The sequence below is a fragment of the Rhodococcus sp. D-6 genome (assembly GCF_040256695.1).
Lineage (GTDB): Bacteria > Actinomycetota > Actinomycetes > Mycobacteriales > Mycobacteriaceae > Rhodococcus > Rhodococcus pyridinivorans.
In genome coordinates, this window is record NZ_CP132972.1 from 20,594 (window position 1) to 33,987 (window position 13,394).

Consider the following 13,394-nt stretch of genomic DNA (forward strand, 5'->3'; position numbering starts at 1 on the left):
TCACTTATCCGTAGTATCTGAGAGATCGACGGGAGGTGTTCGCGGTGGGTGACGACGTCACAGGCGACTCCGCGGTGGGGTCGGTCGGTCCGCGGGTGGTTGTGCCTGCGCATGGGCAGCGGACGGTTGCGTGGCGGCAGGCCCATCGCGGTGGGACGGTGGACGACCGGACGCTGCGCGAGGTGACGGTGTCGATCCCGCCGCAGGTGGCTGGGTTGGACCCGCGGGTACCGAACGAGCTCCTCGCCGAATGCGATCTGGCGGTGCGGACGATCGCCCGGCTGGATGAGATCGGCGGTGCGCATCTGCGGCCTTTGGCGACACTGCTGTTGCGGGCCGAGTCGGTGGCGTCGTCGAAGATCGAGCACGAGGATGCGAGCATCGAGGACTTCGCCCGTGCCCTGCATGGCGTGAAGGCGAACTCGTCGGCCACGTCGATGGTTGCGGCCTCCGGCGCGATGGACCGGCTGCTGCACGGTCCGATCGACGCCGTCGGGATCACGGCTGCTCACCGGCTGCTGATGGCCGATGATCCCACCGAACGGGCCTACGCGGGCCGTTGGCGTGAGATGCAGAACTGGATCGGGGGTTCGGACCACTCCCCCCGCAACGCCCTGTATGTGCCGCCGCCGCCCGACTTGGTCGAGGAGCTGATGGGCGACCTGGTCACGTTCGCCGGGCGCACCGACTTGCCGGTGATCGCGCAGGCCGCGATCGCGCACGCGCAGTTCGAGTCCATCCACCCCTTCACCGACGGCAACGGCCGCATCGGACGGGCTCTGGCCGCGGCCGTGATCCGCGATCGCGGTGTGGCGCAGCACGTCGTGATCCCGATCGCCTCGGCGCTGGTGGCCCGCCGCGAGCACTACTTCGGGACGCTGGACCACTACCGGGCCGGAGACGCCGGCCCGATCGTGCACGCCTTCGCCCGCTCGGCGATCGTCGCCTCGCAGGAGGCCACCCTCACCGCTGGACGCCTGGCGGCGATGCCTGAGCAGTGGCACGAGCTGGCTGGCGCTCCGCGGGCGGGCAGCGCCGCCGCGGAGGTGCTGGCATCGCTGCCGACCACGCCGATCTTCACCGCCGACGACCTCGAGACTCGACTTGGGCTCTCGACTGCGGCGACCTACCGGGCGATCGAGCGGCTGGCCGGCGCGGAGGTGATCCGGCCGCTGACGGCCCGGACCCGCAACCAGATCTGGGGAACCGGTGATCTGCTCGACGAGCTCCACGACCTCGGCGTGAGGATCGGCGCCCGGTCCGCGGAACTGCTGGCCGCACCCGAGGGGCAGCGGTCGACGGTGCTGCAGTCCGCGGCGCTGGGCACCAGTCGGTCGATGCCGCGGCCGCCGGTGGGGCCGCCCACCGAGGGCATCGACCGTTCCCCCGGTACGCCGGGCAGGTAGAACGATCCCGCTTCTCCACAACTAGTTCCCGCCGCGGTGTCCGATCCGGCGCCGCGGCGGTTGCTTCTCGGGATATGGCAGCAACTTGTCCCGACCAGCAGCCAGCGGGTGACCGGTGATGACGGTCACCACGTACGGCGAGCACGCCGAGAACGCGGCCCAGGCGCTCAATGCCCTGATCCGTGACGATGTGATCCCGGCCGACGAGCGCGCGGTCGACCAGCTGCTGCACTGCCGTGAGGCCGTGGTCGACGCTCTGCGGCAGCGGCTCTACGACGTGGGCCAGGACTCCTGGTATCCCCCGCCGGACCATCTGCCGGCCCGGACGCCGAAGCCGATGCTGGCCGGGCTGGACGAGAAGCTGGCGACCCTGGTGGACAACATCGCCTTCGCGCTGCCGTCGCTCCCGCTCGACGAGCGCCGGCCCCACTCCGACTACCTCACGCCTGCCTCGGATGAGCCGACGGTCGAGTCGTGGCGGATGGCGGCGATCGAGCTGCTGTCGGCCTCCCACACGTTGTCGGCGGCCGAGGAACAGCCGTGGCGCACCGACCCGGGCGCCGCCTGGTGGGTGATGCGCGATGTCGCGGTCGCGCTGGAGGCGGTCCTGGTGCTCGACTCCCGCCTCGAGGAGGTCGGCCTGCTGGCTGAGCATCAGCACCCGGAGTTCACGATGGGGCTGGACGAGAAGCGCATGGTGCTCTCCCAGACCGCCCGGGTGGCGACCTGGCACGCCACGAGCGCCGCCGCCGAGGCAGCCACACCGCGGCTGCGGCAGGCCGCCGCATCGAAGGTAGTTGAGCCGGTGTCCCTGGTGTCCGCGCCGACCGACCTCGCCACCGCACAGCAGCGGCTCGGCCGCTTCCTGCGCCCGATGATGGCCTCCGAGGCGTTCTACGCCGCCGAGCCGGAGATCACCGCCGACTCGGCGCGGCAGATCACGGCCAGCCAGCTCTACCTGTGCCGGGCGTTCGCGGCCGCCGCCGGACAGTCACCGAAGACGAGCATGTTCGCGGCGTTCTTCGCCGACCGCGCTGAGGTGTTGGAGGCGTTGCAGCCGCAGATCAGCCACCTGGCCGACGCCTCGCCGGCCCAGGAGCCCAACATGCGCCGCTTCTGGCAGCAGAGCGAGCTCACGACCGCGGTTGCGCGGATGGAAGACCAGGGCGTCCCGATCCGGCTCCAGCCCACCCAGATGGCTGAATTGGCCAAGGCGACCCACGAGGTCACCCACAACCTCGGCAAGTCGCTGCGCCGCGAGCTGCTCCGCACCACGAGCAACCTCATCGACGCTCACCCCCGCCATCGCGACGGCCCGGTGCGGGTCGGGCGCCGCTCACGGCTGGAGGCCACGCTGACCGACCTGGTGAACATGCCAGCCCCGAGCGAGCCGGCGGCCCGGTTCAGCAACCCGCTCCAGCGTGCGGCGCTCCAGCAGTCCCTGAACCTGACCCCCACCACCTCGTCGGCGCGGCCACCCACGCCGTTCCCGGCGGCCCGGAGCGCCACCTACGGCGCCCCGGCGTTCTGACAACTCCACACGCTTGCCTGGCCCCGTCAACGCCGTCGAATGGCGGTGCGGCGAAGGGCACCCACAATCCCCTTCCTCCTTTCGGGGGAGGTGTACCTGCGGGGCCGGGCACACAACCACCCCATCCAAGGAGCGCTGACGATGAGCGATCACTCGACCGACCCGGCGGCCGCCGGCGCCCCCTCCCCTGCCCAGGAGTCGCCGTGGGCTGATGATCCGGATTATCCGCATCGAATCGAGAACCACGTGAAGGTCTACCTCCACCTCGAGCAGTCCTCGACTCAGACCGTGGTCGCCACCCAGGAGGCCGCGCCCGCCGGCACCCGGGTCTTCCGCCGCACCGGGGAAGGGCGGGCGCAGTTCGGCACCGTGACCGGCTGGACCACCGACGGCACCGGTGTCTTCGTGTCGTTCGACCAGGGCGGCACGTACGCCGGTCCCACGTTCCGCTCGGTCTTCGTCGCCGACTCCGGCGAAGGCCGCTCCGAGGCCGGCACCAGCCGGTGGGTCGTGTCGGGTGCGACGGTCGACGGGTATCCGCTCGACGGTGTCGAGGACGGCCACTATTGCGACTACGAAGGCCATCCACCCGGCGCGCGGCCCGACTGGGACCGCCAGCACCGCGAAGCCGCCGACGTACACCTGCCCACCGCCGAGGAGCTGCTGCCGCTTCTCGCCACCGCGCTGGGCAAGAGTGTCGATGGGCCTACGGTCGACCAGCTCCGCGCCGCCTCCGACTTGCTCGCCGAGCACGCCGAGTGGCGGGCGGAACGCGCCGACCTCTCGGCCGCCGAGGAGGCCGGCCGCTACGTGGCGGGCGACGACTGGCACGACAGCGACGACGCCGGCTGCGACCTCGCTGACCGCGCGATCGCTCTGCTCGCTGAGGTGACCGGCCAGGCCAGCCCCGGGTGCGAGCCGACAACCGCGCCGGCGACGGGGACCTCGCTGATGCGCTCGGCGCTCGCCGTGACGACGTCGCAGGCCCTGACCACTCAGCCGCACTCCCCCGCGGCCGCGGTTTCCCAGCCGCGCTCGGGGCCTCCGCGGTGAAGCCCACCGAGCGAAGGAGTTCTGATGACCAGTGAACAGGCCCGCTTCACCGACCATGTCACCGCCGTCGACCACGTGCGCCGCGTCGCGCGGGAGACTGCCGCAGAGTCGGGGTACCACGCTGCCGCGGCGGCCGTGATGGCGCTGCGGCAGGAATACCGGATCATGCCGCTCAAGCGGAAGGAAGCCCCGCCGGACCGAGTTGCGACCTGGGACGCGGTTCGGCTCGAGACCAGGTCGCTGGTGCCGATGGCGATGGGCGGCACCAAGGAGCGTGCCTTGTTCGACGAGCGGGCCGCGACCCCGGCTGACCGGCCACTCCCCCACCAGCCAGGCTGGGCGCCGGACCCGGCGGTCGCCCTGCAGGCGGCCGCGCTGCACACGCCGACCACCGCGCCTCCGCGGCCGCCGGTCACCTCCGCGGGCGCCTCGGTTGACCGGGCTCCGAGTCGCTGACTGGCCGGAGGTTGGTGGCGTGACTGCGGAGCTGGCGTTGTTCCGGTTCGACAACGGCCTGCGGCGGCGAGCCGAGGACGCCGAGGAGCAGGTCCACTTGACGCCGGAGTACGTGCTGGACCCGGTCCGCGCCGTGCTCGGCGGGCGGATCGAGCTCGACCCATGTACGACGGCGGACAATCCTGTCGGTGCTGAGCGGTTCTACGCGCTTCCCGATGATGGTGCTGCTCGTTCGTGGTCGGCTGCAACGGTGTTCTGCAACCCGCCGTACGGCGAGGCGCGGGTGCGGTGGGTACGTCGGTGTGCTGAGGCCGGCGCGGCCGGGTCACGGGTCGTGTTGCTCATCCCTGCGCACACCGACACTCGCATCTGGCATGAGGCGATGGCGTCAGCGACGTCGCTGCTGTTCGTCAAGGGGCGCGTGAAGTTCGGAGTGCCGCGGACCAACGGACGGCAGGTCGCCGCGTCTCACCCGTCAGCACTGATCGGCTGGAACGTCGACCTCCGTCACGCCGACGAGCTCGGTTCCGCGTTCCTCCTGCGCACCCAACCTCCGGCGGCGTACGTCGACATCCCCCTCGGTCAATGACCCCACCGGACACTCCGTGGTCATCCTGGACCCGGCGCAGCGGGCACCCACTCCCCCACGATCGGACATTTTCCGGAAGTTGAGCGAATCACCACGCTGTGGTTTACCGACCTCATAGCCTCACTCAGACACCCCGTCAGAAGCCTCAGAATGCCGCTCTCGCGGCCTACGACGGTCTCGGCGGACCCAACCACGCCTCGCGAGGTCCAATCGGCTGTCGAAGCCCGGCGGCATGTCACCGCCGTAGAACTAGCAGACGTCGCCGCATCGATGGTCCCATCGGTGCGCTCGTCTAAAGATACATACACGCCCACATACAGCGGCACAGACGGACTGCCAGCGTGCAGCGCCGACGCGTCAAGCGACGCAATCAGAGACGGGGTTTCCGACGAGCGCACAGGCGGGGGCGACGACGCGATAGCAGGCGATGGCGCAGATGGGGACGCAGAGGAGGAAGCACAGGAGGAAGCAGAGGAGGAAGCAGACAGAGCCACAGCGCGTGTCGCGCACAAAACCACAGCGGAGAGCCGGTATGTCTATGGCTATGACTAACTCTTCCCCAGTCATCCAGAACCCGACGGTGGTCGCCAACAGCAAGGGCGGCGGCTTGAAGAGCACGGGGGACCAGTTCTCCGCCTACCTCCGTCGCGTGCTCCTCGTCGCCAACCGCAAAGGCGGCGTCTTGAAGAGCTCGATCGTTCGCTCCGTGGCCGACGAGGCAGGCCGGCTCGGCTACCGAGTCCTCGTCATCGACGGCGACCCCCAGGGCAACCTGTCGAAGATCGACTTCGGGCTCGGCCTGGTCGAGGTGGGGGGATGGGACTCCGACCGCGGCCGCGGCCTGGCGATGGCGCTGCAATACGGCACCGACCTCACACCGATCAGCGCGCACGGCGTCGACGTGGTCTGCGGCGGTCCGGAGCTGCTGGGCGCACTCGGCGCGGCCAACAACGTCGACCTCGACATGGCCGCGAATCTGCGCGGATCGCTGGCCCGCCTGTGCTCTCAGAACCGCTACGACCTGGTGCTGATCGACTCCGGCCCCGGCGACACGAAGCTCCTCGACGCCTACATGCTCACCGCCAAGTGGCTCGTCGTCCCGGTCGTCGACGGCGACGAGGCGAGCTTCGACGGCCTCGACAAGATGGGCGCCCGCACCGTCGACCTCACCCGCAACCGCGGCGCGGAAATCGAACTGCTCGGCGCGGTCCTGACCCTGGTCGACCACCAAGCCACCGTGCGCAACAAGGCAGTCCTGGAGGACCTGGCCGCCGCGGTCGAGGGTGCGGGGGAGCCGTTCACCGCGATGATCCGCGACTCAAAGGCCGCCCGGAGCGACACCCGCCGATACGGACTGTCGGCGAGCCAGGTCGCGGAGAAGGCAGAGGAGGTCCGCCGCACGCGATTCAAAGTGCTCCGCGAGCGGGCGGCAGAGATGGCGCCGGACGTCAGCGACCGCCGCAGGGAACTGGTCGCGGAGTTCCGAGCGGCCAACAACCGCGGCCCGAGCCCCGAGGAGCGCAAGGAGATCGCCAAGCGCGCCAAGAGCGAGGTCCGGGAGGCAAGGAAGCAGATCAAGCCGGGTCGCCACAAGGCGAGCGCCGATGACCGGCTGGCCGACCCCGACGAGCTCTGGGCAACCCGTGACGGCTCCGGCCTCGCCGGCGACTACACGGACCTCACCAAGCAGATCCTCGGCCGGATCGGCGAGAAGCTCGGAGCCAACGTTGCCTAGGGCAGCCCGAAAGCCTGCATTCGCCGTCGACCGCGACGTGGAGGCTGATGCCCCGACGAGTACAACGACGACCGGCCTCCTACCCAAGTACGACGACGACCTGCCACCCCTGACGTCGGCACCACCCGTGACGCAGCCACCAGCACCCGCGGCCGTGCCCGCAGAACGCGCACTCTCCAGCACCGAGGACAACGACGGCACGGCAGCGGAGAAGCCCAAGTCATCGCCGCGACCTCGAGGCACCGGCGGCCGCCCCGCGGCCGGCAAGGAACTCGTCGACACCATCACCAAGGTCCCAGCCCGCGTACCGGGCGACCTCTACGCCGAGGCACTGCCATTGGTGAAGGGCGTCGGCAAGCCCTCTTGGGGCCAGTTGATCGCCTGGACGTGTCAGGACCACCACGATGCAGTCCTCGCCGAAGTCCTGGCCCTTGCTGCCGACAGCGTCGGAAGCCGCCGGCTGCGCGGGCCGAACCGCGAGGGGGCGGCCGCGCTGCAGGTCACGGCTCGAGTCGATGCGCTCGAGCTCGACGCCGTCGACGACATACTCAAGCGGGCTCAGGGCAAGGCCAAGACCAAGGTCACCCGCACCCACGTCGTCATCGGAGCGCTCAAGGTGGCCACCGGGCAGCCCACATGAGGACGAGAGCGGACGAGACGAGGGCCTCCCGCACGCGGCGGCCACTGGGCACGCCGTGCATCGCGTGCAGGTCGACCAACACCTGGGTCGAGATGCAGCGTGAGGCTGACCGGACCCGGCCAGGTGGGGTGGGGGAGTGGCCCTACGCCCTATGCCGGTCCTGCGGACATGCGGTCCGTGGCCGGCTGACGAGCGCTGCTCAATTTCCGCCGGATGCGGCACCGAGCCGGGCTGAATCTGATGCCGCGCCCTCGGCGGAGTCCTCGGGCGGCGGGGGTGGCGATGCGACCGCCGCTGACCGGCCGAGTGCTCGTCGTGACAAGCGCCCGCGGCCGAAGGCCAGCGACGAGCGGGTCGAGGAGCTGCTGCAGGCGGCCGGGTACAACCGGGCGGTCACGCCGGAGGTCCTCCAGGAGCATCGTCGGTTCGCAACGCACGCGGGGAAGCCGGGACTGCCTCGGTGGAAGGCCGCGGTCGCGATCCTCAACGGCGCGATGGGTGCACCGGAGGTGCCACACGTGCGCGAGATCTACGCCGAGGAGAAGCGGCGGCGAGAAGCACGGCAGGCGCGGGCGGCACGCATCCGGAAGCAGGCCGCTGAACTGGCCGACGAGCACGCCGTGGCGGCTCGTGAGCAGGTCGCGCGGGTGCGGGCCGAGACAGGGGAGGGGCCGACGTGGCGTGAGCTGGCGGCCGCGCTCGGCGTGAAAGGGCCGCTGGCCTCAGCGATGATCGACGCACTGCACCGCCGTGGTGCGCTGTCCTCGACCAAGGAGCCCCGCTCACTCAGCGTCACCCCCGAGTGGATGCCGCCGTCGGACCGGTGAATGTCGGACCGTGCTGGGAGAGTTGACCCATGAGTGAGCCGATCCCGAGCGAGGACCGCGGCGTCAGCCCAGTGCGCCGAGCCTCGGCAGGTCAGGCTGCTACGCCGGACGACCTGGTCGAACGGGTCTCGTCGCTGGTTCTTGAGGCCCGTGAGGCGATCGCGTCGTACACCAACGCGACGTTGACCATGACGTACTGGCAGGTCGGTGCGCTGATCGACTCCGAGGTCCTTGGCCGCGAGAGGGCCGAGTACGGTGCCCAGATTGTCGCGTCACTGGCGCGAGAATTGACCGAGCGGTTCGGGCGGGGCTTCGAGGAGAAGAACCTGCGCCGCATGATCAAGTTCGCCCAGCTGTACCCCGACGCCGAGATTGTCGCGTCGCTGGCGCGACAATTGAGCTGGACGCACTTCGTGACCCTCCTGCCACTCAAGTCGCAGGAAGCCCGAGCCTTCTATGCAGACCAGGTGGCCACCGGTCGGCTCACCGTCAGGGAGCTCAAGAAGGCGATACAGCGCAAGGCCTTCGAGCGCCGCGCGATCGCCAACTCACAGGTCGAGCCGGGGACGATGGTGCCGGCCGACACGTTCAGCGATCCCTATCTGCTCGACTTCCTCGGCCTCCACGACGGGTACGCCGAAGCGGACTTGGAGGCCGCGATCCTGCGTGACCTGGAGGCGTTCCTGCTGGAGGTCGGCACCGGCTTCAGCTTCGTCGAGCGCCAGAAGCGAATGATCATCGACGGCGACGACTTCCACCTCGATCTCCTCTTCTTCAGCCGGCCATTGCGGCGCCTGGTCGCCGTCGAGCTCAAGATCGGCAAGTTCGACGCCCGACACGAGGGCCAGATGAAGCTGTACCTCAAGTGGCTGAACCGCTACGAGCGCGCTGAGGGAGAAGAAGCGCCGATCGGTCTCATCCTGTGCACGGAGGCCAGCCGCGAGCAGGTCGAGCTGCTGGAGATGCACAAGGACGGCATCGTGGTTGCGGAGTACTGGACGGCGCTGCCACCCAAGCACGAGCTGGAGCAGCGTCTCCAGGCGATCCTGCGGGACGCCCGGGAGCGCGTTGCCCGTAGAGGACTTCCGCCGGCGGAGTAGGGCCCTGCCTTAGCCGACGGCCTGCTCGTCTGCGGCCTGGTCGAACAGGTGGCCTTGGCGCTCCAGGAAGTCGGCGTCGCGTGTTGCTGGCCCGTCGGGGAGTAGTGCTGCCCGCTCGACATCCGGGCTGAGTGGTCGCTCGTCGACCACCGAGGTGGCGAGTCGCTGGGCGGTGAGGCCGTACCGGAGTCGGTGGCGGTCCCATGCGGCGACCGAGGCGCCGCGTTCGGCGGGGGAGAGGTCCTGGAAGCGTCGTTTGCGGTCGAGGCTGCGGGCGACGTACTCGTCGGCGGGGATGCTGCGGAGCCAGGTCTGGTACTGGTCGAGCTCGTCGATGCCGGCGCGGGCCCGTCGCTCGGCGAGACGGGCCTTGAGTGCGGACTGTTGGGTGATGGACATCTGGTCGAACTCGAGCCGCTTCGCCGCGATGCGTTCGGCACGGGCCGCGGGGGAGAGGTTGTCCCACCAGGCCTTCTCCTTCGCCTTCTGTGCCTTGATCGCGCGTGCACGGCCGGCAGTCCAGCTCGAGGTGATCCCGGCTCGGTAGGCAGCGCGTTCGGACTCGACGACCTCGAGCTGGCGGGTGTACGCCGCGGCCGCCTCCTGTTCGACCTGGATCGACCGGGGTCGGGTCGCTGCCTGCCAGCCTCCGTGCTCGTCCACCTTGGCCATCCCGGCCTTGGCCAGCGCGACCAGCGCCGCCTTCGCGGTGGACCTGGTCGACTTCGACGGCGCATCACTCGGGGTCTCCACCAGGCCTGCCTTCACTGCCAGCTCACTCGGGGCCAGCGGGGTTGAGGAGGTCAGGAGGGTGCGCCAGAGGCTGTGGCTGGGGCGGGGGAGGGTGGCCCACAGGCCGCGCACCGGCGGGGGTGGGTCAAACGCAGGTGGGGGGATTTCCCGTCCCCCTGTGCTCGGGGCGGAGTTGATTTCGAACTCGTAGCTCGTGGAGTCCCGCTCCACCAAGGAGAGGCAGTCGGTGTGGAGCGTCCCGAGACGGCCGTTCAGCAGGCGCAGCGCGGCGCGGATGGTCTTGCGGTCACCCAGCCCGGTGTCGAGCAGCAGATCCCGCTCGGGGCACGGCACCCGCAGCTCCCCGGTGCGGAGCACACGGTCGAGCAGCTGGTGCCCGACCTGGAGCAGCGCCGGCCGCTGGCGGGCCGGGACCGTCCACATCAGTCGCTCCAACTCGGCCCGGCCGGCCGCCACAGCGTGGACGACCTCCTCGGGTGGCGCCTCGACTTGCCGAGGCTTCTGGTCGGGGTCGAGGTTGAACTCGGACGCGGTGCGGACCAGTTCGTTCCACACATAGGCCAGCCACCACGAGTAGCCCTGGTGCTTGGCCTTGGTCATCGCCGTGGGATGGGACTCGCGGATCAGCCGCCACGCGGTCTCGGGGTCGCCGATCGCCCACACCATCTCCCGGGTGCAGGCCGCCTCCACCAGCGAGCGGTCGACGTCGACCGCGTCACGGGTCTTCGTGGAGCCGGCGGCCCACGACCCGGCCGGGACCTGGCCCTCGACCAGGTAGCGGCGCCAGTCGGGGCGCAGCTGCCGCTTCCACCGCTGCAACGCCAGCGGCACCACGAACCCCTGCCCGCCGCCGGCCGTCGGGGCGTGCTGGCCGGTCGTGGTGGCCTTGGCCTTGCGGCGGGGCCGCAGCGGCGACGGGACCGGGCGGTCCGGCAACACCCGCTTCAAGTCGCGCAGCGCCTGGCGCAGGTCGCCCTTGGGTTTGGTGACCGCGCCCGTCTTGTGTGGCGAGCAGAGCGGCCGTACGGCGTCGCGCAGGTCGAGCTCGTTGCGCGGGACCTTCACGTCCGCGGCCAGCCCCGTCAGGAAGGCGCCGACCTCGGCGCAGAACCCGGTCCTCGTCGCGGCCGGTGCGTAGCGGTAGTCAGCGCGGGCGAAGTAGATGTGCCAGCGGCCCGGGGCGCCGCCCGAGGGACGCTCCAGCACCCAACAGTCGCGCCGGCGCAGCCAGTCGGCGATCTCAGCGGCGAGGAAGGTGCCGAACTCGCCGGGCACGTCGACGTCGACCACGCCGACGCCGTCACGCAGATGCCCGACCAGGGCGGCGATCCGGCCGCGGCCGACCAGCTCGAGCCCATCCACCAGCGTGGTCACCGTCGTCTTCGGCACAGCCGTGTTGCCGTCGTCGATGAAGAACCACTGCGTCGCGTGTGGGTTGAACATCCACTCGTCGAGCGCCAGCAGGGCCGGCGAGACACGCCGACCTGCATCAGGGTGTGCGGCATCGCGGTGCGACGCCGGTACAGTTACCGGCAACAAATCTTGATAGCTCCTTTCGGAGTCTCCCGGTCGCCAGCGCCAACTGGTTCCCGGTCTTCACCAAGACGGTCAGGTCCCGCGCCAACGGGGCCTTTCGTCATTTCTGGGCCTATGGGCCGTCCCGGACGCTGCCGGCCGCCATCACCGCCTTCCGTGCTCGCATGGACAGGAAGTACATGGACCGGGCGCTCTCTACGGCTGCCGCGACCTGGACTCGGACGTCGCCGCCACGAAGCGAGGGGGAGTGCTGCTGAACGCGCGCGTCGACACGCCAGCGCGGGAATGACTTCCACGCGACGCGGGCCTGCTCTACAGTGGGCAGCACAACACCTCCTCGTGAGGGATCAGACTTTGCGAATCCGGGCGGCAACCCGGTGGAGCTTCCGACTAGGCCCCGTTCCCGCGGGGCCGTTGTCGTTTTCAGGGCACTGCCCTGACCCGGTCAACCCGTCATCCGCATCTGCTCTCCGGCCTCAGCGGCCTTCGCTCGAGCCTTCAAAGCCTTCTTCATCACCCTCGGTTCGAAGGGGACGTCGTGGAAGTCGCAGATCGCCTTGGCGATGTAGTCGCTGAGTGAGACGCCCATGTCCTCAGCCTCGGCCTTGACTATCGACGCAGCGGCCATCGGCACCCTGGCGATGAACTGCACTCGGTCGTCTGCGACGGCCGGCGGCTCTGCATGGTCGACGACTCCGCCCGTTGGAACCTCCATCGGTACGTCAACGTGACGGCAGACCACATACGCGAGGTAGTCGGTGTAGTGGCACCCGAGCGCCATCGCCTCGCGACGAACTCGCGCACCCGCGAGCTCTGGCACGCGAGTCATGAACGTGTGGCGCTCACCCTTGGACTTGCGACCCATGCGCTTATCCAATCGGCTTCGACCAGTCGCGCCCTGCAACCGGGGCAACGCGGCGTGTCGCAAATTTCAGAAATAGCGGAAGGTCGGGGCTTCGGGCTCCGGCTGGAGCTGTCGCGCTGCTGCTGCTCGTGGTGGTCCCTCACATCAACAAGAGCAACAGGAGTCACACCAGATCGGACAGTTGACCCGAGATTCTGCCCCACCTGCGCGGCTCCTACTTGTCCTCGGGCGCGGAGCCCTGGCCCGTTGCGTAGGCCTTCCAGGTGTTGGCGACCTCGTTGACGCGGGTCTGGTTGGTCTCCCACATCACCACTCGGCCGATGCCCCGGCGGGCACCGCGAGGGTGGTCGGCGGAGACGAGCTCGAGGTCTTCCAGGACGGCCAGGTGTCGAAGAACCCGGCTGTGGTCGATGCCGACGGCCTCCGCGAGCTCCATCGCATTCATTGGCCGCACCGAGAGGTGGCGCAGGATCTCGGTGCGCGCACTGTTGCCGATCGCGTCGATGATCGCCAGCACCTCCTCGGGCATCTTTGGCGGCTTCGACAGACGGGGCACGTGCCGCATTGTGCCGGATCCCGAGACTCGCCCATTTTCGCTAGAACTGCCTTTAGCGCCGTTCTTGTGTCATGCTCAGGCTAGTGCACGACACGGCCCGATGGTGGGAGCCACGGGTCGCGTCGGAGCGGCGACTTGACGAGTCGACGGACAATAGGGGCCCTGGGTTCGGGCCCAGGAAGGAAGGACGCGGTCGTGGGGACACGTCAGCACAGGCCGCCGGGGACGAAGACACCCCCGGGGAGCCCTGGCGCGTCCAACTGCTCATCACGGGGCCATGGATGGGCCGCTCGCACCTGTAACGACCTGGCTCTGATGCTGCGGCCTTCGCTGGCCCACCCGGGCCG

13 protein-coding genes are annotated in these 13,394 nt (G+C 69.8%); 9 read left to right on the plus strand and 4 right to left on the minus strand.

Features of this window, described 5'->3' with window-relative positions; all coding sequences use genetic code 11:
* Window positions 1–44: 44 nt before the first annotated feature.
* The 9 genes from RBB84_RS25130 to RBB84_RS25170 all read left to right on the plus strand — a co-directional run bounded on the left by RBB84_RS25130 (window position 45) and on the right by RBB84_RS25170 (window position 9,337).
* The gene (locus tag RBB84_RS25130) at window positions 45–1,406 is read left to right on the plus strand and encodes a Fic family protein (protein ID WP_350247815.1); all 1,362 of its coding nucleotides are present in this window, start codon (window positions 45–47) and stop codon (window positions 1,404–1,406) included.
* 118 nt (window positions 1,407–1,524) lie between these two features.
* The gene (locus RBB84_RS25135; RefSeq protein WP_350247816.1) at window positions 1,525–2,937 is read left to right on the plus strand and encodes a hypothetical protein; all 1,413 of its coding nucleotides are present in this window, start codon (window positions 1,525–1,527) and stop codon (window positions 2,935–2,937) included.
* 141 nt (window positions 2,938–3,078) lie between these two features.
* Window positions 3,079–3,990: a hypothetical protein gene (locus tag RBB84_RS25140; protein ID WP_350247818.1), complete on the plus strand. Its 912-nt coding sequence runs from the start codon at window positions 3,079–3,081 to the stop codon at window positions 3,988–3,990.
* Window positions 3,991–4,014: 24 nt separating this feature from the next.
* Window positions 4,015–4,446 carry a hypothetical protein gene (locus RBB84_RS25145; protein WP_350247819.1) on the plus strand — a complete coding sequence of 144 codons (432 nt, stop codon included), beginning with the start codon at window positions 4,015–4,017 and terminating at the stop codon, window positions 4,444–4,446.
* A gap of 19 nt (window positions 4,447–4,465) precedes the next feature.
* On the plus strand, window positions 4,466–5,035 hold the full coding sequence (locus tag RBB84_RS25150) for a DNA N-6-adenine-methyltransferase (protein WP_350247820.1): 570 nt from the start codon (window positions 4,466–4,468) through the stop codon (window positions 5,033–5,035).
* A 544-nt stretch (window positions 5,036–5,579) separates the two neighbouring features.
* On the plus strand, window positions 5,580–6,770 hold the full coding sequence (locus tag RBB84_RS25155) for an AAA family ATPase (protein WP_350247821.1): 1,191 nt from the start codon (window positions 5,580–5,582) through the stop codon (window positions 6,768–6,770).
* 127 nt (window positions 6,771–6,897) lie between these two features.
* Window positions 6,898–7,410: a hypothetical protein gene (locus tag RBB84_RS25160; protein ID WP_350247754.1), complete on the plus strand. Its 513-nt coding sequence runs from the start codon at window positions 6,898–6,900 to the stop codon at window positions 7,408–7,410.
* A gap of 518 nt (window positions 7,411–7,928) precedes the next feature.
* A complete protein-coding gene (locus RBB84_RS25165) occupies window positions 7,929–8,237 on the plus strand; it encodes a hypothetical protein (protein WP_350247756.1) in 309 nt (102 codons plus the stop codon).
* 29 nt (window positions 8,238–8,266) lie between these two features.
* Window positions 8,267–9,337: a PDDEXK nuclease domain-containing protein gene (locus tag RBB84_RS25170; protein WP_350247758.1), complete on the plus strand. Its 1,071-nt coding sequence runs from the start codon at window positions 8,267–8,269 to the stop codon at window positions 9,335–9,337.
* A gap of 9 nt (window positions 9,338–9,346) precedes the next feature.
* Here the strand turns inward: RBB84_RS25170 and RBB84_RS25175 are convergent, their stop codons facing one another.
* The 4 genes from RBB84_RS25175 to RBB84_RS25190 all read right to left on the minus strand — a co-directional run bounded on the left by RBB84_RS25175 (window position 9,347) and on the right by RBB84_RS25190 (window position 13,056).
* Window positions 9,347–11,626, minus strand: a complete 2,280-nt coding sequence (locus RBB84_RS25175; protein ID WP_350247759.1) for a hypothetical protein — start codon at window positions 11,624–11,626, stop codon at window positions 9,347–9,349.
* A 112-nt stretch (window positions 11,627–11,738) separates the two neighbouring features.
* Window positions 11,739–11,954 (minus strand): hypothetical protein, encoded by a 216-nt coding sequence (locus RBB84_RS25180; protein WP_350247761.1) that lies wholly within the window; start codon window positions 11,952–11,954, stop codon window positions 11,739–11,741.
* A 117-nt stretch (window positions 11,955–12,071) separates the two neighbouring features.
* On the minus strand, window positions 12,072–12,491 hold the full coding sequence (locus RBB84_RS25185; protein ID WP_350247763.1) for a hypothetical protein: 420 nt from the start codon (window positions 12,489–12,491) through the stop codon (window positions 12,072–12,074).
* A 214-nt stretch (window positions 12,492–12,705) separates the two neighbouring features.
* Window positions 12,706–13,056, minus strand: a complete 351-nt coding sequence (locus RBB84_RS25190; protein ID WP_350247764.1) for a winged helix-turn-helix domain-containing protein — start codon at window positions 13,054–13,056, stop codon at window positions 12,706–12,708.
* Window positions 13,057–13,394: the final 338 nt, after the last annotated feature.